Source organism: Sphingomonas sp. GW821-FHT02B09 (assembly GCF_059421875.1).
Genome location: NZ_JBWKVV010000001.1, coordinates 1,597,169 through 1,618,340, shown reverse-complemented (window position 1 = coordinate 1,618,340; position 21,172 = coordinate 1,597,169). Strand labels below are relative to the sequence as shown.

At 68.0% G+C, this 21,172-nt stretch carries 20 protein-coding genes; 15 read left to right on the top strand and 5 right to left on the bottom strand.

Annotated elements, in window-relative coordinates; all coding sequences use genetic code 11:
* Position 1 precedes the first annotated feature (1 nt).
* The 8 genes from AC07U4_RS07520 to AC07U4_RS07485 all read left to right on the top strand — a co-directional run bounded on the left by AC07U4_RS07520 (position 2) and on the right by AC07U4_RS07485 (position 6,918).
* Positions 2 to 2,167 carry a chemotaxis protein CheA gene (locus AC07U4_RS07520; RefSeq protein ID WP_495194938.1) on the top strand — a complete coding sequence of 722 codons (2,166 nt, stop codon included), beginning with the start codon at positions 2 to 4 and terminating at the stop codon, positions 2,165 to 2,167.
* Positions 2,164 to 3,024 carry a CheR family methyltransferase gene (locus AC07U4_RS07515; protein ID WP_495194937.1) on the top strand — a complete coding sequence of 287 codons (861 nt, stop codon included), beginning with the start codon at positions 2,164 to 2,166 and terminating at the stop codon, positions 3,022 to 3,024. The genes AC07U4_RS07520 and AC07U4_RS07515 overlap by 4 nt, the downstream gene beginning before the upstream one ends.
* A complete protein-coding gene (locus AC07U4_RS07510; protein WP_052075574.1) occupies positions 3,021 to 4,061 on the top strand; it encodes a protein-glutamate methylesterase/protein-glutamine glutaminase in 1,041 nt (346 codons plus the stop codon). The genes AC07U4_RS07515 and AC07U4_RS07510 overlap by 4 nt, the downstream gene beginning before the upstream one ends.
* On the top strand, positions 4,058 to 4,615 hold the full coding sequence (locus AC07U4_RS07505; protein ID WP_038661678.1) for a chemotaxis protein CheD: 558 nt from the start codon (positions 4,058 to 4,060) through the stop codon (positions 4,613 to 4,615). Before AC07U4_RS07510 ends, AC07U4_RS07505 begins: the two co-directional genes overlap by 4 nt.
* A 32-nt stretch (positions 4,616 to 4,647) precedes the next feature.
* Positions 4,648 to 5,013: a response regulator gene (locus tag AC07U4_RS07500; protein ID WP_495194936.1), complete on the top strand. Its 366-nt coding sequence runs from the start codon at positions 4,648 to 4,650 to the stop codon at positions 5,011 to 5,013.
* 23 nt (positions 5,014 to 5,036) lie between these two features.
* Positions 5,037 to 5,480: a chemotaxis protein CheW gene (locus AC07U4_RS07495; RefSeq protein WP_038661673.1), complete on the top strand. Its 444-nt coding sequence runs from the start codon at positions 5,037 to 5,039 to the stop codon at positions 5,478 to 5,480.
* Positions 5,481 to 5,569: 89 nt separating this feature from the next.
* Positions 5,570 to 6,580 carry a chemotaxis protein CheB gene (locus AC07U4_RS07490; RefSeq protein ID WP_495180497.1) on the top strand — a complete coding sequence of 337 codons (1,011 nt, stop codon included), beginning with the start codon at positions 5,570 to 5,572 and terminating at the stop codon, positions 6,578 to 6,580.
* Positions 6,577 to 6,918 carry a hypothetical protein gene (locus AC07U4_RS07485; RefSeq protein ID WP_495194935.1) on the top strand — a complete coding sequence of 114 codons (342 nt, stop codon included), beginning with the start codon at positions 6,577 to 6,579 and terminating at the stop codon, positions 6,916 to 6,918. Before AC07U4_RS07490 ends, AC07U4_RS07485 begins: the two co-directional genes overlap by 4 nt.
* A gap of 76 nt (positions 6,919 to 6,994) precedes the next feature.
* On the opposite strand, the gene AC07U4_RS07480 is transcribed toward AC07U4_RS07485, so the two are convergent.
* Together AC07U4_RS07480 and AC07U4_RS07475 are read right to left on the bottom strand one after the other, a co-directional pair.
* Entirely contained in the window at positions 6,995 to 7,375 is a 381-nt protein-coding gene (locus AC07U4_RS07480) for a hypothetical protein (protein WP_245640884.1), read from the bottom strand.
* A gap of 120 nt (positions 7,376 to 7,495) precedes the next feature.
* Positions 7,496 to 8,170, bottom strand: coding sequence for an MBL fold metallo-hydrolase (locus AC07U4_RS07475; RefSeq protein WP_495194934.1), 675 nt, complete (start codon positions 8,168 to 8,170; stop codon positions 7,496 to 7,498).
* 79 nt (positions 8,171 to 8,249) lie between these two features.
* On the opposite strand from AC07U4_RS07475, the gene pabB reads away from it, so the two are divergent.
* The 4 genes from pabB (at position 8,250) to msrA (ending at position 12,279) form a co-directional block, all read left to right on the top strand.
* Positions 8,250 to 10,028 (top strand): aminodeoxychorismate synthase component I, encoded by a 1,779-nt coding sequence (gene pabB, locus AC07U4_RS07470; RefSeq protein ID WP_495194933.1) that lies wholly within the window; start codon positions 8,250 to 8,252, stop codon positions 10,026 to 10,028.
* A 34-nt stretch (positions 10,029 to 10,062) separates the two neighbouring features.
* Positions 10,063 to 11,262 (top strand): pyridoxal phosphate-dependent aminotransferase, encoded by a 1,200-nt coding sequence (locus AC07U4_RS07465; RefSeq protein ID WP_495194932.1) that lies wholly within the window; start codon positions 10,063 to 10,065, stop codon positions 11,260 to 11,262.
* 162 nt (positions 11,263 to 11,424) lie between these two features.
* Complete coding sequence (locus AC07U4_RS07460; RefSeq protein ID WP_169742535.1) at positions 11,425 to 11,571, top strand: hypothetical protein; 147 nt, start codon at positions 11,425 to 11,427, stop codon at positions 11,569 to 11,571.
* Between the two features lie 54 nt (positions 11,572 to 11,625).
* Positions 11,626 to 12,279, top strand: a complete 654-nt coding sequence (gene msrA, locus AC07U4_RS07455; protein ID WP_495180500.1) for a peptide-methionine (S)-S-oxide reductase MsrA — start codon at positions 11,626 to 11,628, stop codon at positions 12,277 to 12,279.
* A 160-nt stretch (positions 12,280 to 12,439) separates the two neighbouring features.
* On the opposite strand, the gene pdeM is transcribed toward msrA, so the two are convergent.
* On the bottom strand, positions 12,440 to 13,102 hold the full coding sequence (gene pdeM, locus AC07U4_RS07450; protein WP_038661653.1) for a ligase-associated DNA damage response endonuclease PdeM: 663 nt from the start codon (positions 13,100 to 13,102) through the stop codon (positions 12,440 to 12,442).
* Positions 13,103 to 13,239: 137 nt separating this feature from the next.
* On the opposite strand from pdeM, the gene AC07U4_RS07445 reads away from it, so the two are divergent.
* Positions 13,240 to 15,174, top strand: a complete 1,935-nt coding sequence (locus tag AC07U4_RS07445) for a potassium transporter Kup (protein WP_038661650.1) — start codon at positions 13,240 to 13,242, stop codon at positions 15,172 to 15,174.
* A 32-nt stretch (positions 15,175 to 15,206) separates the two neighbouring features.
* Here the strand turns inward: AC07U4_RS07445 and AC07U4_RS07440 are convergent, their stop codons facing one another.
* Positions 15,207 to 17,615 (bottom strand): ligase-associated DNA damage response DEXH box helicase, encoded by a 2,409-nt coding sequence (locus AC07U4_RS07440; RefSeq protein WP_495194931.1) that lies wholly within the window; start codon positions 17,613 to 17,615, stop codon positions 15,207 to 15,209.
* Between the two features lie 125 nt (positions 17,616 to 17,740).
* Here AC07U4_RS07440 and AC07U4_RS07435 point away from each other — a divergent pair, with 125 nt between their 5' ends.
* Both AC07U4_RS07435 and AC07U4_RS07430 read left to right on the top strand, forming a co-directional pair.
* Positions 17,741 to 18,739, top strand: coding sequence for a ligase-associated DNA damage response exonuclease (locus AC07U4_RS07435; RefSeq protein WP_495194930.1), 999 nt, complete (start codon positions 17,741 to 17,743; stop codon positions 18,737 to 18,739).
* A gap of 122 nt (positions 18,740 to 18,861) precedes the next feature.
* Positions 18,862 to 19,563, top strand: a complete 702-nt coding sequence (locus AC07U4_RS07430; RefSeq protein ID WP_495194929.1) for a hypothetical protein — start codon at positions 18,862 to 18,864, stop codon at positions 19,561 to 19,563.
* A gap of 84 nt (positions 19,564 to 19,647) precedes the next feature.
* Here the strand turns inward: AC07U4_RS07430 and rpoN are convergent, their stop codons facing one another.
* Positions 19,648 to 21,132 (bottom strand): RNA polymerase factor sigma-54, encoded by a 1,485-nt coding sequence (gene rpoN / locus AC07U4_RS07425; protein ID WP_495194928.1) that lies wholly within the window; start codon positions 21,130 to 21,132, stop codon positions 19,648 to 19,650.
* Positions 21,133 to 21,172: the final 40 nt, after the last annotated feature.

Sequence of the window (21,172 nt, the reverse complement as noted above, 5' to 3'; positions counted from 1 at the left end):
GATGAACCTCGACGAGATCCAGCAGATCTTCTTTCAGGAATGCGACGAAGGCCTCGCCACGATGGAGGCGAGCTTCGGCAGCGTCCGCCAGGGCGATTACGATCCCGAGACGATCAACACGATCTTCCGCGCGGTCCATTCGATCAAGGGCGGCGCCGGCGCCTTCGGTCACGAGCGGTTGCAGGCCTATGCGCACGAATATGAAACGCTGCTCGACCTGGTGCGCAACGGCACGCTGACGCTGACCTCCGACCTGCTCGGCACGATCGTCGGTGCGTTCGACATGCTGAGCGACCACGTCACCGCGGCGCGCGACGGCGGCGAACCGCCCGCCGACGGCGCGATGCTCGCGCGGCTGGTCGCCGCCGCCTCGCCGGACGCCGCGCCTGCGGCCGCCGCCCCGGCGGCACCGGCCGCTGCCGAGGAGGTCGCCGACGAGACGGGCTTCGCGCCGGTGGCGTTCGCCGGCGACGATTTCGACGATCTGTTCGCGCTGTGCGAGGCGCCCGCGCCGGCCGGTGCGGCGGGTGACTGGCAGGTGACCTTCGTCCCCGGTGCCGATGCGCTGGAGAATGGCGGCGATCCGCTGTTGCTGCTGCGCGAATTGACGATGCTGGACGGCAAGGTGTTCGCCGCCGACCTGTCGGCGCTGCCGCCGCTCACCCAATTGCATCCCGAGCGCTGCTATCTCGGCTGGACCGCGATCGTGCCGGCGGCGGTCGCCGAGGACGACATCCGGGCGATCTTCGAATTCATGGGCGAATGCGAATTGCGCATCGAGCGGATCGGTGGCGCGGTCACCGCGGACAATGACGACGATCTGCCGTTCGACCTGCCGCTGCCGACGCTGGACGCGGACTTCGATGCGCCCGCCCCGGCGCCGGCGCCTGCCCCGGTGGCCGCGACACCCGAACCAGCGCCGGTGGTGCCGCTGCTGCCGCCGGAGCCGGCCGCGCCGCGCGCCGCGGTGGCGCCGCCCGCGCAGACGATCCGCGTCGATCTCGACAAGCTCGACCGGCTGGTCAATCTCGTCGGCGAGCTGGTCATCACCCAGGCGATGCTGGCGCAGCGCCTGTCCGAACATGCGATGGCGGGGATTTCCGAACTGACCGACCTCGACCATCTGACGCGCGAATTGCAGGAATCGACGATGGCGATCCGCGCGCAGCCGATGAAGACGGTGTTCAGCCGCGTGCCACGCATCATCCGCGAGCTGGAGGTCGAGACCGGCAAGCGCGTCCGCCTCGATATCGTCGGCGAGATGACCGAGGTCGACAAGACCGTGGTCGAACGGATCGGCGAGCCGCTGACCCATCTCATCCGCAACGCGGTCGACCATGGCCTGGAAACGCCGGCCGAGCGGCTCGCCGCGGGCAAGCCGGAAGAAGGTGTGGTGACGCTGTCGGCGGCGCATCATTCCGGACGGATCGTCATCACCGTCGCCGACGACGGCCGCGGCATCGATCGCAAGCGCGTCCGCGCCAAGGCGGTCGAACGCGGCATCATCGCCGCCGATGCGCTGCTGAGCGACGAGGAGACCGACAATCTGATCTTCGCGGCGGGTTTCTCGACCGCGGCGACCGTCTCCAACATCTCGGGTCGCGGCGTCGGCATGGACGTGGTGCGCAAGAACGTCCAGGCGCTCGGCGGCCGGATCGGCATCACCTCGCATCTCGGCTCGGGCTCCAGCTTCGCGCTGTCGCTGCCGCTGACGCTGGCGGTGCTCGACGGCATGATCGTCACCGTCGGCGACCAGACCTTCGTCATCCCGCTCGGCCATATCGTCGAGAGCCTGCGTCCGGATCAGGATGGCGTGAAGGTGCTCGGGCCGAGCGCCTCGCTGCTCGACGTGCGCGGGTCCTACGTGCCGGTGCATCGCGTCGCCGAACAGCTCGGCATCGACGGCGCGCAGACCGATCCGTCGCAGGCGGTGCTGATCGTCGTCGAATCCGACGTCGGTCAGGCGATCCTGATGGTCGACACGATCCAGGACCAGCGGCAGGTCGTGGTGAAGAGCCTGGAGGCGAATTACACCGCGATCCCCGGTCTCGCCGGTGCGACCATCCTCGGCGACGGGCGCGTCGCGCTGATCCTCGACGTCGATGCGCTGATCTCGCGCTGGCGCCGCGACCGCGTCGCCGCCGCGCCGCTGGGCCTCGCCGCATGAGCGCGGTGATGCTGGCGGCGAACCGCCCGACCGAATTCCGCTTCGAGCCCGCCGATCATGCGGCGATCAGCGCCTTCGTCTATGACGCGGCGGGCATCCTGCTGCCGCCGGGCAAGATGCAATTGGTCTATGGCCGGCTCGCGCCGCGGGTGCGCGCCTGTGGCCTGACCCGCTTCGCCGATTACATCGAGCTGATCGATCAGGATGAGTTCGAACGCACCCGCGCACTCGACGCGCTGACCACCAACCACACCAGCTTCTTCCGTGAATCGCATCACTTCGACCATTTCATGGACCATGCCTGGCCCGCGCTCGACCAGCGGCTCGCGTCGCGTGGCAAGGTACGGATCTGGTCGGCGGCCTGTTCGAGCGGGGAGGAGCCCTATTCGCTTCTGATGGCGATGTTCGGCACCGAACGCGGCAACGGGCAGCGGCTGGCGCGGACCGACCTGCGCATCCTCGGCACCGATCTTTCGACCGAGATCCTCGAGGCGGCGCGCGCCGGCCGCTATTCGCTGGAGACGGCGGCGAGCATTCCGCAGCCGCTGCGCTCGGTCTGGGTGGCGCGCGACGGCGACCAGGCGGAGGTGCATCCGCTGGTCCGCGAGCGGGTCGCGTTCCGCAAGCTCAATTTGCTCGAATCATGGCCGATGCGCGGCATGTTCGACGCGATCTTCTGCCGCAACGTGATGATCTATTTCGACGAGGCGACGAAGGAGCGGTTGCAGTCGCGGCTCGCCGACCAGCTCGAACCGGGCGGCTTCCTCTACATCGGTCATTCGGAGCGGCTCGCCGCGTCGGTGGCGCCGCGGTTCACCTGCGTCGGGCGGACCACTTTCCAGAAGGTAGCGTCATGATCGCCTCGCATCCCAAGACCGCGCCGACCCGCGTCCTGATCGTCGACGATTCGCCGACGATGCGCGCGATGGTGTCGCACCGCCTGTCGCGGTACGACGATATCGAGGTGATCGGCACCGCCGACGGACCGCATAGCGCGCGCGAAATGATCAAGGCGCTCAACCCCGACGTCATCACGCTCGACATCGAGATGCCCGACATGAACGGCCTCGAATTCCTCGAGAAGATCATGCGGTTGCGGCCGATGCCGGTGGTCATGCTGTCGACGCTGACCGGGCGCGGGGCGGAGGCAACGATCCGCGCGCTCGAACTCGGCGCGTTCGACTGTTACGAAAAGCCCAAGACCGCGTTCGGCGAAGGGCTGGGCGACGATCTCGCCGAGCTGGTCCGCACCGCCGCCAAGAGCCGCCGGCGCCCGCGTTTCGTCACGCCCGCCGCCAAGCCCGCCGCCGATTACGAACCGCGCCCCGATGCGATGATCGCGATCGGATCGTCGACCGGCGGCGTCGAGACGCTGATCGAGCTGTTGTCGGGCTTCCCGGCCAATTGCCCGCCGACGGTGATCGTCCAGCACATGCCCGAAACCTACGTGCCGACCTTCGCCGCGCGGCTCGATCGATTGTCGGCGCCGCAGGTCAGCGTCGCGCGCTCGGGTGCGCCGCTGGAGCCGGGCAATGTCTATGTCGCGCCGGGCGGCTCGCACCATCTGGAGGTTACCGGCGGCACGTTGCGCCGCTGCCGCTTGGTCGCCGACGAGAAGATGAGCGGCCACCGCCCCTCGGTCGACCGCTTGTTCCTGTCGGTGGCGCGCTGGGCCGGCGCCTCGGCGGTCGGCGCGATCCTCACCGGCATGGGCGCCGACGGCGCCGAGGGCCTGAAGAAGATGAAGGATGCCGGCGCGATGACGATCGGCCAGGACCAGGACAGCTGCGTCGTCTACGGCATGCCCGCCGCCGCCAAGCAGATCGGCGCGGTGACGGTGCAATTGCCGCTGTCGCGGATCGCGGCGCGCCTGCTCACCGAGTGCCGCGCATGAAGAGCGCCGCGCGGACGGTCGATGGTCTCCGACGGATCACGATCATGCAGGGCGAGACCAAGGTGTCGGACGATCCCGAGGCGGTGCTGACTACCGTGCTGGGCAGCTGCATTTCCGCCTGCCTTTTCGATCCCGTCGTCAAGGTCGGCGGTCTCAACCATTTCCTGCTCGCCGAGCCGGGCACCAACGACACCGACGTCTCGTCGCTGCAGCGCTACGGCGTCTATGCGATGGAGGTGCTGATCAACGCGATGCTGGCGATGGGCGCGACGCGCACCAACCTGAAGGCGCGGATCTATGGCGGTGCCTCGCTGCGCGACGGCTTCCGCGACATCGGCGCGACCAACGCCTTGTTCGCGCGTCGCTTCCTGCGTGACGAGCGGATCGCTTTGGTCGGCGAGGACGTGGGCGGCTATGGCGCCCGCCGGGTCGAGTTTCGCCCGACGCTGGGCCTCGCACGCTGCCGCGTCGCCAATGTCCGCCCGGTCGAGCAGCTGCGCGTCGCTCCTGTCCCCGTCCCGGTCGCAGCGGTCGGCGACGTCGAGTTTTTCTGATGCGATCCAATTATCCCAATGAAGGAAGTTCCGTGCCCAGCACCATCATGACCGTAGACGATTCGCCCAGCATGCGGATGCTGCTGAGAGCGGCGCTCACCGATCTCGGCTATGAGGTGCTCGAGGCGGAAGACGGCGTGCAGGCGCTGGAACGGCTGAACGGCGTCGAGCCGGACCTGCTGATCACCGACATCAACATGCCGCGGCTCGACGGCTTCGGCCTGATCGAGAAGGTGCGCGAACAGGATCGCCATCGCAACCTGCCGATCCTGGTGCTGACCACCGAAAGCTCCGACGAGAAGAAGCAGCGCGCGCGGTCCGCCGGCGCGACCGGCTGGATCGTCAAGCCGTTCCATCCGGAAAAGCTCGCCGCGGCGATCCGCCGCGTGCTGCACTGATCGCCCTTTCAGGAGACCGTTTCATGTCCCGCCAGCTCATCACCTTCCAGATCGGCGAGCAGATCCTCGGCGTCGATATCATGGCCATCCGCGAAATCCGCGCCTGGTCGCCCGCCACCCCATTGCCCAACGTGCCGCCGCACGTCCGCGGCGTCGTCAACCTGCGCGGCATCGTGCTGCCAGTGCTCGATCTCAGCCATCGGCTCGGCTGGGGGATGACCGATCCGTCGGCGCGCCACGTCATCATCGTCGTGCGCATCGGCGAGCAATTGCAGGGCCTGATCGTCGATGCGGTCAACGACATCGTCACCGTGCCCGACGACGGCATGCAGCCGCTGCCCGACATCGGCGAGACGCCCGCGGCGCAGTTCCTCGAAGGGCTGGCGACGATCGACCAGCGTCTGATCCTGGTGCTGGCGCTCGAACGGCTGATCGACAGCACGATGGCGCTGCCCGACGCGGCATGACCCGACCGTCCGTCGCATTTCGATAAAGCTGGCCGGTCTGCGGACGTTCCTCCCTTTTTATCTCCATTTTCGTGCAAGGAAGCCTGACCATGGCCGCTGCGGTCAAAGTTCTCGTCGTCGATGATTCGCTTACCATGCGCGCCCTGCTGTCCGGCGCGCTGGAGCGGATCCCCGGCGTCGTCGTCGTCGGCTCCGCGGACGGTGCGGAGGAGGCGCGCGCGATGCGCCAGCAATTCCACCCGGACGTGATGACGCTCGACGTCGAGATGCCGGGGATGAGCGGCATCGACTATCTCGCCGAGCTGATGGTCGAGCGTCCGATGCCGGTGATCATGTTCTCCACCCGCACCGAGGCGGGGGCGGAAGCCTCGATCGAGGCGCTGCGGCTCGGCGCGATCGACTGTTTTCCCAAGCCGAAGGTCGCGGTGGCCGCCGAGTTCGACAAGATCCTCGCCAAGCTCGGCAAGCGGATCAAGGCCGCCAAGGGCGCGGTGGTGAAGAGCAGTGCGGCAAGCAAGTCGGTCGCGGCGCCGCCGATCGAGTGGAACGGTCGCCTGCTCGCGATCGGCGGCGAGGCGGCGGCGACGCAGGCGTTGTTCGACCTCTTCGGCAGCTTCTCCGCCAATTGCCCGCCGACGGTGGTCGTCCAGCATCTCGGCGCCGGGCTTGCCGGCACGCTGATCGACAAGATGGCCGCCGAAATCGCCCCGAAGATCGTGCTCGCCGAGGACGGGATGGCGATCGAACAGGGGACGATCTATCTCGCGCCGCCGGGCGATCATCACGTCGTCGTCGATGGGTGGCCGAATGGTCGGCTACGCATGCTGGCGCGCGATGCGGTTGCGGGCGAGCGGCCGTCGATTTCGATCCTTTTCGCCTCGGTCGCCAAGGCGGCGGGCGCGGAAGCGGTCGGGCTGCTGCTCGGCGCGGACGGCGAGGATGGCGAGGCCGGCGTCCGCGCGCTCCAGGCCGGCGGCGGTTATTGCATCGCGCCCGCCGAACAGCGCGCCGACGGCTTCGTCATGACCCGCCGGATGGCATCGCAACCCGTCCCGCCCGATCAATTGTCGCGCAGCGTCATCAGATTGTGCTCGAAATGACCGGTCTCATCCAGAACGCGCCATCGGCGATCGCAGGTGTCGAGCCGGCGCTGGCGCATGCGCTCGCCGACGAGATGGCCGGCCTGACCACCGTGCTCGCCGATCTCGCTTACGATCTCGCTGCCAATTCGGAGACGTTGCGCCAGCATATGCACAGTCTGCAGGCGATCGACCGGATCACCCAGGCGCAGCTCGCGATGGCCGACGTGCTGCGCTCCTCGGCAACGGCGGAGGAGCGGGTGGCGGCGGTGACGCTGGAGGAGCTGGGGGTGAGGCTGCTCGCGTCGCTGCGGCGTTACCGCGAGCGGGGCGTGCCGGGCGAATTCGACATCGCCTGACCGTATCCGACGCGCTCGGCGGTGGATACGATCGGGATTGCGGGCGAGCGACCGTCCGGCCGCCCGCCCGTCGTCATCACGCCTTCTTGCGCGCGCGCTTCGGAGCGGCGGCGGCGGCGGTGTCTTCTTCCTCGTCGGGCTGGTCTTCACCCGCTTCGGTCAGCGCTTCGCCCAGCGCCTTCAGCTTGTCCTGCGACTTGTCCGCCTTGTCGGCGATCTTGGTCGTCGCGGCGCCGAGGCGATGGAGCAGCGCATGGACGCGATCGGCATCCGGCTGGTCCTTTTCGAGCTGCTTGCGGAGCGACCCCAGGTCGCGCAGTATGCCCTTGGCGCCCGAAACCTCCAGGTCGGCCAGCGCGGCTTCCCAATCCTCGACCATGTCGGCGCCCTTGTTGGGCTTGGTCTCGTCGAGCCCGCGATTGATCGCGTTCATCGTTCCGGCAAACTTGATGGCCATGCGGCTTATCCTCTCGGCGGGGTAATCCCACGCCGCCAACGAGGCACCCCAGATATGTGTCCGACAGAAACGTTCTAGCCCAACAATTTACCAGTTGCGCAGCCGCAACGATCGCCGCCCTTACTCGGCCAGTGCGCGATCGCTGACGAACATGTTGTTGGCGCGCTCGTGCGCGAAGGTGCTGGGGTTGCCGTGGCCGGGGATGAAGGCGGTGTCGTCGCCGAGCGGCCACAGCTTGGTGACGATCGTCTCGATCAACTGCTTGTGGTTGCCGCCCGGCATGTCGGAGCGGCCGACCGAACCCTGGAACAGCACGTCGCCGACCTGCGCGAACTTCGACGGCGCATGGTGGAAGATGACGTGGCCGAGCGTGTGGCCGGGCGTCTCGTAGACGTCGAGTTCCAGATTTCCGATCGTCACCGTATCGCCCTCGACCAGCCAGCGGTCGGGTTCGAAGACGACGCCGGTCATGCCGTAATTGCGGCCGTCGTCGTCGAGCCGCGCCAGCCAGAAGCGGTCGGCCTCATGCGGCCCCTCGATCGGCACGCCGAGATCGTCGGCGAGCGGCTTGGCTTCGCCGGCATGGTCGATATGGCCGTGGGTGAGCAGGATCTTCTCGACGGTGACGCCCGCCTGCGCGACCGCCGCCTTGATCCGCGGCAGGTCGCCGCCGGGATCGACGATTGCCGCCCTCATCGTCTCGGTGCACCAGATCAGGGTGCAATTCTGCTGGAACGGCGTCACCTGGACGATGACGGCTTTCAGGGGGGTGGCGCGAGCCGGCGTGCTGGTCATGGCGGGGAGATAAGCCCCTGATGCAGTGGCGGCAATCGCCGCTTGCGCGGAAGGCGTCACGCCGTGCATTTGTGACCGGATGCTGAACGCGCCCTTCGTGCTGCTCGACGATGCCCGTCAGGATGGCGCCGGCGCGCGGCTCTACACCGATCCGTTCGAGATCGTCAGTGCCGCGACGCCGGAGGCGGTGGTGCCGGCGCTCGCGGCGTTGCGCGCGGCGGGGGCGCGGGGGCTGCATGCCGCGGGCTATCTGACCTATGAGGCAGGCGCGGCGCTGATGCCGCGCGCGGTCGCTACGCGTAACGGCGACGAGCCGCTGCTGTGGTTCGGGTTGTTCGCCGACTGCCACCGGCTCGACGCGGACGCGGTGGCGGCGCTGCTGCCCGATCCGGCGGGGGCATGGGCGGCGATGCCGCGACCGCGTATCGGTCGCGCGACCTATGACGAGGCGCTGGCCCGCGTGCTGGAGATGATCCGCGCGGGCGACATCTATCAGGCGAACCTGACGCTGCGCGCCGATGTCGCCGTCGCGGGTGATCCGCTGGCGCTCTACGCACGGCTGCGACGCGGGGCGGCGGCGGGGCATGGCGCGCTCGTCGCGACCGGGGAGCGGCATCTGCTGTCGCTGTCGCCCGAGTTGTTCTTCGCACTGGACGGCGACCGGCTCACCTGCCGCCCGATGAAGGGGACGGCGATGCGGGGCGACACGGCCGCGGAGGATGCGGCGCGGATTGTCGGCCTGCGCGACGATGCCAAGCAGCGCGCCGAGAATCTGATGATCGTCGATCTGATGCGCAACGACATGGCGCGCGTCGCGACGCCGGGCAGCGTCGCGGTGCCTGCGCTGTTCACGGTGGAAAGCTATCCGACCGTCCACCAGATGACCTCGACCGTCACCGCGCGGCTCGATGCCGATCGCGACGCGGTGGACGTACTGGCGGCGCTGTTCCCCTGCGGCTCGATCACCGGCGCGCCCAAGCAACGCAGCATGGAGGTGATCGCCACGGTCGAGGAGGCACCACGCGGCATCTATACGGGTGCGATCGGCCGGATCGACGCGGGCGGCGATGCGGAGTTCAACGTCGCGATCCGCACGCTGGCGATCCCCGCCGGGGCGGACGTCGCGGAACTGGGACTGGGATCGGGGATCGTCGCCGACGGCCGCGCCGACGACGAATGGGCGGAGGTGCAGGCCAAGGGCGCGTTCGTCACCGCCGGGCAGCGACCGCTCGACCTGATCGAAACGATGGCCTTCGATCCCGAGGAGGGCGTGGTGCTGCTCGAACGCCATCTGCGGCGGCTGACCGCGAGCGCGGCGGCGCTCGGCTTCCGTTTCGACCGGCACGGCGCGCGCAACGAATTGCAGGCCGCGACCTTCCGCCTGCGCGCGGCGGCGCGCATCCGGCTGCTGCTCGCGCAAAGCGGCGCGATCGCGATCGAGATCGCCCCGGCGCCACTGGCCTATGATCGGCCGCTGCATGTCGCGGTGGTGCCGCTGCCCGTCGCGACGAGCGACTTCCGCCTGCGCCACAAGACCAGCGATCGCGGCTTCTATGATGCGGCGCGGCAGGCAGCCGGGACCGACGAGGTCGTCTTCGTCCGGCCCGACGGGCTGCTGACCGAGGGCAGCTTCACCTCGCTGTTCGTGCCGGGCGTGGACGGGCGGCTGGTGACGCCGGCGTTGGCGCTGGGGCTGCTGCCCGGCACGTTGCGCGCAGAAATGATCGAAACCGGCCGTGCAACAGAGGATTATCTGTCGCCGGATGATCTCGCCGCGCCATTTTTTGTCGGAAATGCGTTGCGCGGCCTGATGCCGGCAGTTGTTGCGATTGCGAAAGAGCCGGTGCTGTCGCTATAGGCGCGGCGTCCTATCCGCCATCGAGGCCCGATTCATGAAGCCCTCCGCCGCCCTCGGCCGCATCAGCCCGTCCCCGACGCTCGCCATCACCAGCCGCGTGCTCGAGCTGAAGCGCGCGGGTGTCGACGTGATCGGCCTCGGCGCAGGCGAGCCCGACTTCGATACGCCCGACTTCGTCAAGGAAGCGGCGATCCAGGCGATCCGCGACGGCAAGACCAAATATACCAACGTCGACGGCACGATCGAGCTCAAGCAGGCGATCGTCGCCAAGTTCGCGCGCGACAACAACCTGACCTACACTACGGACCAGGTGACGGTGAACGTCGGCGGCAAGCATACTTTGTTCAACGCGATCGTCGCGACGGTGGATGCCGGCGACGAAGTGGTGATCCCGGCGCCTTATTGGGTGAGCTATCCCGACGTCGTCCAGTTCGCCGGCGGTACGCCGGTGTTCGCGGTCGCCGGACCGGAGCAGGATTACAAGCTGTCGCCCGAGGCGCTCGAAGCGGCGATCACCGACCGGACCAAATGGGTGATCCTCAATTCGCCGTCCAACCCGACGGGTGCGGCCTATTCGGTCGACGAGCTGAAGGCGCTGGGCGCGGTGCTGGCGCGGCATCCGCACGTCTGGATCTTCGCCGACGATATGTACGAGCATATCGTCTATGACGATTTCCGCTTCGCGACGATCGCCGAAGTCTGCCCCGAGCTGTACGAGCGCACGCTGACCGTCAACGGCTGTTCCAAGGCCTATGCGATGACCGGCTGGCGGATCGGCTTCGCCGCCGGCGCACCGTGGCTCATCAAGGCGATCGCCAAGCTCCAGTCGCAATCGACCAGCAACCCCTGCTCGACCGCGCAGGCGGCGGCGGTGGCGGCGCTGTCCGGCCCGCAGGACTTCCTCAAGGAGCGCAGCCGCGCCTTCCAGACGCGGCGCGATCTGGTGGTCGGGATGCTCAATGCGATCCCGGGCATGACCTGCCCGACGCCGGAGGGGGCCTTCTACGTCTATCCGTCCTTCGCCGAGCTGATCGGCAAGACCACGCCGAACGGCCGCAAGATCGAGAGCGACGAGGATTTCGTCGGCTATCTGCTCGACGATGCCAAGGTCGCGGCGGTGCAGGGCGCGGCGTTCGGCCTCTCGCCGGCGATGCGGATCAGCTATGCGACCTCGGACGCGTTGCTGCGCAAGGCGTGCGAGCGCATCCAGCAGGCGTGCGCCGACCTGCGCTGAGCCGGCGGCGGCTACCCTGCTGATCGATGAACGCTGCGGCCACGCGGCGTTAATGCAGCGTTTCTATAAATGATATTGCGAACCGGGCGCAGAGAGACGATCTCGGCGTCTGCAATAGGGCAGGGTGAATGACCTGCTCGCCCGACAACAAAGGCATGCGTCATGCGCAAGGTGATCAAGAGCGGCTTCTTCTGGCAATTCGTCGGCGGCTTCGCCATCGGCGCAGTCGGCGTCGTCACCTTGCATCCGGCGAGCGCGCAGTCGGTCCAGCCCATCCCCGCCGCCTCGCCGATCGTCCAGGCGCAGTGATCCTGCCGCCCCGCGGCTCTTGGCGAGCGGTGCGGGGCTTCCCATCTGTGTAACATGCTGAAAATCCTGTTGCCGATCGCCGGCGCTGCCGCCGCCGTGCTTGCCTCCACCGGCTTCGCCGAAGCCGAACGTGCGGTGCCGATCCCCGCGGCCAAGGCCGATGTGCCGGCTGGTGCCGGCATGCAGACCGCGGTGTTCGCGGGCGGCTGCTTCTGGGGCATGGAGGCGGTGTTCGAGCATGTGAAGGGCGTCCGTTCGGTCACCGCGGGCTATGCCGGCGGCGCCGCGGGTACCGCGACCTACGATCAGGTCTCGACCGAGCGTACCGGCCATGCCGAGGCGGTGAAACTGGTCTACGACCCGCGCGTGGTCAGCTATGCGACGCTGCTGCGCGTCTATTTCTCGATCGCGCACGATCCGACGCAGCGCGACCGGCAGGGGCCGGACAGCGGGCCGAGCTATCGCTCGGCGGTCTTCCCGCAGGATGCGCGGCAGGCGGCGGTGGCGCGGGCCTATATCGCGCAGCTCGGGGCGGCGAAGAGCTTCCCCGCGCCGATCGTGACGAAGCTGGAGCAGGGCGGCTTCTACCCCGCCGAGGCGTATCACCAGAATTTCTACGATCGCAACCCGACGCATCCGTACATCGTCCATTGGGACAAGCCCAAGGTCGCGGCATTCAAGGCCGGCTTCCCGACGCTGTATCGGTGACCCCAAGTCCTCCCCCGCAAGGGGGAGGTGGCACCGCGAAGCGGTGACGGAGGGGGAGGAAAGGGCGGGAGCCTCGTTGCAACACTCCCGCCCTTTCCTCCCCCTCCACCATTCGGCTGACGCCGAACGGTCCCCCTCCCCCTTGCGGGGGAGGAATTAGTCAGGCGGCGATCGGGAAGCGCAGCAGCCTTTGCTCCACCGGCACCAGCGCTTCCGCGCCGCGGCCGACCGCCTTGGTCAGCGCGGGGTGGTCGACGTCGAGCCCGCCGGTCAGCGCGCCGAAGGCCGGCAGCACGATCTTGCGCGCGGTGGCGACGAAACAGCGCCGTGCCACCTTCTTGCCCCGCACATGGATGCGCAGCTTGGGGTGGAAATGGCCCGACAGCTCGGGACGCGTCTCGTCGGGGTCGGCCTCGTGGCGCAGGATCAGGCCGTCGACCTCCGCCTCGTCCGCGGTCTCGCCGCCGCAGCGGTCCTTGATGTCAGGATCGTGGTTGCCGGTGATCCACGTCCAGCGTAGCCCCTCGGTCAGTGCGCGCAGCCGGATCTGCGCCTCCTGCGGCAGCCGCTCGCAGCCGTCGCTGTCGTGGAAACTGTCGCCGAGGCACCATAATTCCTCCGCGCCGGTCGCCTGCACCAGCCTCGCGAGGTCGGCGAGCGTCGCCAGCGAGTCATAGGGCGGCAGCATCTGGCCGCGCGCGGCATACCAGCTCGCCTTCTCGAAATGCAGGTCGGCGACGAGCAGCGCGCGCCGCGCCGGCCACAGCAACGCCCCCTCGGGCAGGGCATAGAGCGCGTGACCACCGAACGAAAAGGGAACCATGGCCCCGCCTTGCCCGCAAAGGGACGGGCGATCAAGCGCTTGTGCCGCCACGCGCAAATCCGCTTGCGCGGCCGGCCAATCGGCGTAAAGCGCGCCGTCCTTCCGCCGGAAGGCTTTTGTCAGGGGTAGTCGCGCGCATGTCGCTCGCCGTCGAAGCACCCGCTTCCCATCAATCGTCCCACCCCGCATTGATCGGCCTGACCATCGGCGCGATCGGCGTCGTGTTCGGCGATATCGGCACCAGCCCGCTCTACGCATTCCGCGAGGCGTTGCAGCAGTCCGCCGCCGACGGGATCGACCCCAGCGAGATCCTCGGCGTGCTCAGCCTCGCGCTATGGACGCTGACGCTGATCGTCACGGTCAAATACGTGCTGTTCCTGATGCGCGCCGACAATCACGGCGAGGGCGGTGTGCTCGCGCTGGCGGCGCTGGCGCGGCGCTCGCTCGGGATGCGCAGCCGGGTTGCCCTGGTGCTCGGCGCGGCGGGGGCGGCGCTGTTCTATGGCGATGCGATCATTACGCCGTCGCTGTCGGTGCTGTCGGCGATGGAGGGGCTGCGGACGATCCCCAGCGCCGCCAAATTCTTCGACGAAGGCACGATCCGCGCGCTGACGATCGCGATCCTCGTCGCGCTGTTCTTCATCCAGCGGCGCGGCACGGCGATCGTCGCCAAGCTCTTCGGTCCGGTCTGCATTCTCTGGTTCCTGACGATCGGCGGCCTCGGCATCTGGCATATCGCCGACGAACCCTCGATCTTCCGCGTGCTGCTGCCGCATTACGGCATCCGCTTCCTCGCGACGCACGGCACGGTCGGGCTGTTCGTGCTCGGCGCGGTGTTCCTCACCGTCACCGGCGCCGAGGCGCTGACCGCCGATATGGGCCATTTCGGCAAGAAGCCGATCCGCATCGCCTGGCTGATCCTCGTCTTCCCCGCGCTGATGCTCAACTATCTCGGGCAGGGGGCGTTCGCGCTGTCGCATCTCGAGGCGGCGCAGGCGGCGGGAACCGCGTTCAAGAACCAGGACTGGTTCTTCCTGATGGCGCCCGAATCGGTGCGCGGGCCGCTGATCGTGCTCGCCGGCTTCGCCACCGTCATCGCCAGCCAGGCGGTGATCACCGGCGCCTTCTCGCTGACCCAGCAGGCGGTGCAGCTCGGGCTGCTGCCGCGGATGAAGCTGCGCCAGACCTCGGCCGATTTCGCCGGGCAGATCTATCTGCCGGCGATCAACTGGCTGCTGCTGGTCGGCGTGCTGATCCTCATCATCCAGTTCAAGACCTCGTCGGCGATGGCCGCCGCTTATGGCATTGCGGTGACCGGGACGATGGTGGTGACGACGCTGCTCGGCTATCTCGTTGCACGGCACGTCTGGCACTGGAAGCGCGCATGGGCGCTGGCGGCGATCCTGCCGTTCCTGTGCCTCGACCTCGTCTTCTTCGGCGCCAACATCCTGCGCGTCGTCGAGGGCGGCTGGGTGCCGCTGGTGATCGCCGCCAGCATCGGTCTGCTGATCTACACCTGGGTGCGCGGCAAGGGCATCGTCCGCGCGTTCGAGGCGCGGCAGAGCATTCCGCTCGCCGACCTCGCCGCCGCGCTCGCCAAGCGGCCGCCCGAGCGCGTGCCGGGGACCGCGGTGTTCCTCACCGCCAACCCGCGCTCGGCACCGGGCGCGCTGCTGCACAATCTCAAGCACAACAAGGTGCTGCACGAGCGCAATCTGGTGGTCAGCATCCGCACCACCGACCGGCCGGTGGTCGACGCCGAGCATCGCCGCACCAGCGAGCGGCTCGACGACAATTTCGAGATCGTCGTGCTCAATTACGGCTTCATGGAATCGCCCGACGTGCCCGCCGATCTCGGGGTGGGCGGCAAGACCGAGATGCGCAGCCTCGACGCGATGAAGACCAGCTTCTTCATCGGCCGCAACACGCTCAAGCCCGAGGCGGATGTCGGCATGCCCTTGTGGCAGGACCGCATCTTCATGTTCATGCAGCGCAACGCCGCCGACCCGACGGAATTCCTGAAGATCCCGCCGGGCAAGGTGCTGGAGCTGGGCGAACAGGTGACGGTGTAGATCATTCCTCCCCCTTGCGGGGGAGGATTTGGTCAATCGATCCGCATCGCCTCCGCCGCCAGCGCCTCCGCCTCGATCAGCAGATGGTCGTCGGCCGAGCCGGTCGACACCTTCTCGCGGCCGATCAGCGTCAATACCGGCACCGCCAGCGGCGTGACACGCTCGAGATCGACGTGGAGCATCGTCTCCGCCGCCCGATCGAGCAGGCCGGCGAGCCGCCCGACGTCGGTCATGCGGGCGCGGGCATCGTCCCACGCCGCCTGGAGCAGCAGATGCGTCGGCTCGTATTTGCGCAGCACGTCGTAGATCAGGTCGGTCGAAAAGGTCACCTGCCGCCCGGTCTTGCGCTTGCCGGGATGCTGGCGCTCGACGAGGCCGCCGATCACCGCGACCTCGCGGAAGGCGCGTTTGAGCAGGTGCGACTGCTGCACCCAGTCGACGAACTCGTGTTCGAGGATGTCGGGGCTGAACAAGGCGGCGGGATCGATGATCTTCTCGATACCATAGACCGCAAGGGCATAATCGTTGGCGACGAAACCCAAAGGCTTCAGCCCCTCCGCCTCCATGCGTCGGGTGATCAGCATGCCGAGCGACTGATGCGCGTTCCAGCCTTCGAAACTGTAGGCGACCATATAGTTGCGCCCCTCGCGGGGGAATGTTTCGACGAGGAGCTGGCCGGGGCGGGGCAAAGCGGAGCGTTTCGCCTGGAATTCCAGCCATTCGCGCACGTCGTCGGGGAAGCGCGCCCATTGCGTCGGATCGGCGAGGAAGCCGCGCACGCGATCGGCGAGGTTGGTCGACAGCGGCATGCGGCTGCCGCCATAGGTCGGGATACGCGCCGGCTTGGACGAGGCGCGGACGATCAGATCCTCGGTGTCAATCTTCTGCACTTCGCAACTGAGGCCGGCGAAGAAGAAGGTGTCGCCGGGGCTGAGCTGCGCGGCGAAGCCCTCCTCGACCTTGCCGAGATTGCGGCCGTTCTTGAAGCGGACGTTGAGCATCGTCGCCTCGACGATGATGCCGGCGTTGAGCCGGTGCTGCGTCACGAACTTCGGATGGCTGACGCGCCACAGGCCGTCCGCCTCCTGCGTCAGCCGCTTGAAGCGGTCGTACGCCTTGAGGCTGTAGCCGCCGTCGCGGATGAAGCCGAGAACGCGATCGAACGTCTCGTCGGTCAGCGCCGAATAAGGCAGAGCGGAACGCACCTCGTCGAGCAGCGCCGCCTGATCGAACGGCGCCGCGCAGGCCATCGCCATGACGTGCTGCGCGAGCACGTCGAGCGCACCGGGGCGGAACAGGTCGGGGTCGAGCTCGCCGGCCTCGACCGCGTCGAGCGCGGCGCGCGCCTCGAGATATTCGAAGCGGTTGCCGGGGACGAGGATCGCCTCCGACGCCTCGTCCAGCCGGTGGTTGGCGCGGCCGATGCGCTGGAGCAGCCGCGACGAGCCCTTGGGCGCGCCCATCTGGATGACGCAGTCGACGTCGCCCCAGTCGACGCCGAGGTCGAGGCTGGCGGTGGCGACCAGCGCGCGCAACCGGCCCGACGCCATCGCGCCCTCCACCTTGCGTCGCGCCTCCAGCGCGAGGCTGCCGTGGTGGACGCCGATCGGCAGGCTCAGCGTGTTGACCTTCCACAGATCCTGAAAGATCAGCTCGGCGAGGCTGCGCGTGTTGCAGAAGATAATCGAGGTCTTGTGCAGCTCGATCTCGGCCATGACCTGTTCGGCGGCATAGCGGCCCGAATGGCCCGACCACGGCACCCGGTCCTCGGGCAGCAGGATGGCGATATTGGGATCGGCGCCCGCCTCGCCCTGCACCATCGCGACCTGATCGATATCGCCGTCGGGCGCGAGCCAGGCGCGATAGCCGTCGCCGTCCGCCACCGTCGCCGACAGCGCGACGCGGCGCAGACCGGGGCTGATCCGCTGCAGCCGTGCCATGCACAGCGACAGGAGATCGCCGCGCTTGCCGGTGGCGAAGGCGTGGACCTCGTCGATGACGATCGTCCGCAGCCCTTCGAACATCGTGAAGCTGTCGGGGTAACTGAGCAGCAGCGACAGCGATTCGGGGGTGGTGAGCAGGATCTGCGGCGGGCGGATACGCTGGCGTGCCTTGCGGTCGCTCGGCGTGTCGCCGGTGCGCGTCTCGACGCGCAGCGACAGGCCCATCTCGTCGATCGGCGTGACGAGATTGCGCTGGATGTCGACCGCCAGCGCCTTGAGCGGCGAGACGTAGAGCGTGTGCAGGCCCTCGGTCGGCGCTTCGATCAGCTCGGCCAGCGTCGGCAGAAAGCCGGCGAGCGTCTTGCCCGCGCCGGTGGTGGCGACGAGCAGCGCGTGGCGGCCGGCGCGGCCTTCGCGCAGCATGTCGAGCTGGTGGCGACGCGGCCGCCAGCCGCGGGTGGCGAACCATTGGGCGAGCGGCTCGGGAAGGTCGCTCAAGACGATTCACCCACACCCTTTTGGCACCGGGCGCTTCCCTCCCTTTCCCGACGGGAGAGGGAAGGGCCGGTGGCGCCGGCGAAGGGTGAGGGGGAACCGGATGTCATCCCAACCATATAGGTAGCATGGCACGATTGGGCGACTGGCTGGAACCGCACCCGCATGGCATCTACGTCAGGCCCGCGAACGCGTGGATCGACCCCTCCGAGCCCGAGGCGCGGGCGCTGGTGACGCACGGCCATGCCGATCACGCCCGCGGCGGTCACGGCGCGGTCTGGGCGACGCCCGAGACGCTGGCGATCATGGACGCGCGCTATGGTGAACAGGCGGGCCATCCCGTCGCTTACGGCGAGAGCATCCGCATGGGCGAGGTGGACGTCGGTTTCGTCCCCGCCGGGCACGTGCTCGGCTCGGCACAGATCGTGCTCGACTATCGCGGCGAGCGCGTCGTCGTGTCCGGCGACTACAAGCGCCGCGCCGATCCGACCTGTACGCCGTTCGAGCCGGTCAAATGCGACGTCTTCGTCACCGAGGCGACCTTCGCGCTGCCGGTGTTCCGCCATCCCGACACCGGCGACGAGATCGACAAATTGATCGCGCGGCTGCACGCCAATCCCGATCGCTGCGTGCTGGTCGGCGCCTATGCGCTCGGCAAGGCGCAGCGGGTAATCGCCGAGCTGCGCGCGCGGGGGCACGACGCGCCGATCTATATCCATGGCGCGCTGCAGCGGCTGTGCGACCTGTATCAGGAGCATGGCATGCGCCTCGGCGAGCTGCTGCCGGTCGCGGACGCAAAGAAGGCCGACATGGCGGGGCATGTCGTGATGTGTCCGCCGGGCGCGCTCAACGACCGCTGGTCGCGGCGGCTGCCCGATCCGATCACCGCGATGGCGAGCGGCTGGATGCGCGTGCGGCAGCGCGCGGTGCAGAAGAACATCGAGCTGCCGCTGATCCTGTCCGACCATGCCGACTGGGACGAACTGACCGACACCTTGTCGGAGATCGCGCCCAAGGAGGTGTGGGTGACGCACGGTCGCGAGGAAGCGCTGGTCCATTGGTGCGAACAGCGCCAGATGAAGGCGCGCGCGCTGGCGCTGGTGGGATTCGAGGACGAGGATGATTGACCTGGCGGGCCGAAAGCGTCGGTCCGCGATCGACTAGGCAGATCGACATCCGGCGTTCACATTAGCCGGCTATCCGGCTCTCGCTGGAATCTGGTTTAGACTGCGCCATCGGGGGAACGCGGATGAAGATGTCGTCGGTGTATGTACAAATAGGCGCGGGGATCGCAACGGTGGCCTTTGCGCTCGGCGCCAACGCTCAATTCGTACCACCCGCCGGGTTCAGTGGCGGTAAACCCTTGCCCGGCGTCGCGGTGCCATCGGATCCCGCCGCACCACCGCTCGCCCGCATCGCCGACGACACGCTGGCGAATCTCTTTCACGTCGATCCGACGTACCGGGGCGGTACGGCCGGCGGCCATGTGAAGGTCGTCGGCGCCTTCGCCCTGACCGAAGCGAAGGGTGCGCCTGTCACCGGGGCCCATTCTCCGGGCTTCCTGCCGGTCACGCTCCAGCTTGGCGATGGCCGCTGTTTCACGTTCAGCGCTGATTACACGAACGGCACGCTTGCCAATGGCCGATTAAATAAAACGGGATGCGAAGGCCAACCGAGGCACGAAGGGCCGGCTTCCGCACCACCGCCTCAAGATCGTGCACTCCGGTTGATCGGAACCGCATGGAGTTACGATGCATGGGCCGATGATCGTAACGGCACGACCATTGTTACCGCGCCCTATATAAAGACGTACCAGCCACTGTTCACCGCCCGGATGAAGACCATCGCCATCATGGCAATGAACGGTCCGGACTGGCCCGGCGGCAACGTAACCTTGGTTGGCAGGATCAAAGGACGCTTGACCATCGTCACGCTCGAAGTCGGCTATTGATCCGATTGCGGTCGATCTACCAGCCGCTGCGTTGAGTTCGATCGCGAAATACGATCGGGCCGGCCGGGCGACCGGCAGGATCCTCTATCCCGTCCCCTCCAGCGTCCGCGCGCGGCGGCGCTGGACCGAGCTGCCGATGCCCATCGCCTCGCGATATTTGGCGACGGTGCGGCGGGCGATGTCGAAGCCCTTGGCCTGCAGCAGTTCGACCAGCGTATCGTCGGACAGGATCTTGGCGCCTTCGTTGGCGATCAGGCCGCGGATCGCGCTCTTCACCGCTTCCGCCGACACCGCGTCGCCGCCGTCCGCTGCCTGGATCGCCGAGGTGAAGAAATATTTCAGTTCGAACACGCCGCGCGCGCAGCTAAGATATTTGTTGCTCGTCACGCGGCTGACGGTCGATTCGTGCATCTCGATCGCTTCGGCGACCTTGGCGAGCGTCATCGGCTTGAGATGCGCGACGCCTTTGAGGAAGAAGGCTTCCTGTTGCTTGACGATCTCGGTGGCGACCTTGATGATCGTCCGCTGGCGCTGGTCGAGCGCCTTGATCAGCCAATTGGCCGAGGCGAGCGCATCGGACAGCCAGGCCTTGGCGGTCTTGTCCTGCGGGCCGTGGCTCAGTTCGTGGTAATAGCGGCGGTTGACGAGGACGCGCGGCAGCGTCGCGGCGTTGAGTTCGATGCCCCAGCCCGCCTTGGTCCGGGCGACGAACAAATCCGGGGTGACCGCCAGCGCCGGTTCGCCGCCGTAGCGGCAACCGGGCTTGGGATCGTAGCCGCGCAACTCGCGGATCATGTCCGCCATGTCTTCGTCGTCGACGCCGCACATCCGCTTGAGCCGGGCGAGCTCGCCGCGCGCGAGCAGGTCGAGATTGTCGATCAGCCGCGCCATGCAGGGATCGTAGCGGTCCGCCTCCCGCGCCTGGAGCGCGATACACTCCGCAAGGTCGCGGGCGCCGACGCCGGTCGGGTCGAGCGTCTGGATCTGGTGCAGCACGTGCTCGACGCGGGCGAGCGCGGTGCCGAGGCGATTGGCGATGTCGAGCAGCGGGACGGTGAGATAGCCCGCCTCGTCGATCTGGTCGATCAGATGCTGGGCGATGAACCAGTCGGCGCCGTCGATCACCGTGCCGGCCTGCGCGAGCAGATGATCGGCGAGCGTGCCGTCCCCTTGCGCGAAGGAGTCGAAGTCGAGCCCGTCCTCGCCGCCCAGGCCGCCGCCGGTGCTGCCGCCGGTCATCGACAATGCGCCGTCGAAGCCGCCGCCGCCGTCGGCGACGCTGTCCTGCTGGTGGCTTTCGGTGGCGTAATCGACGTCGAGCGGGTCGGCGGCGGCGGCGCCGCTGACCAGTTCGTCGGCGCCGGCGGGCTCGTCGCGCTCGACGCGTTCGGGGCGGACGATCTCGTCGGTCTGCGCGGCCTCGAGCAGCGGGTTCTTCTCGACCTCCTCGGCGATGAAGCCCTCGATCTCGAGGTTGGACAGCGCCAGCAGCTTGATCGCCTGCTGGAGTTGCGGCGTCATCACCAGAGACTGCGACTGGCGCAGGTCCAGACGGGGCGCGAGGCTCATGACACCGCTCCTTCCCGCGCCGTGACGGAATAAGGCGGGA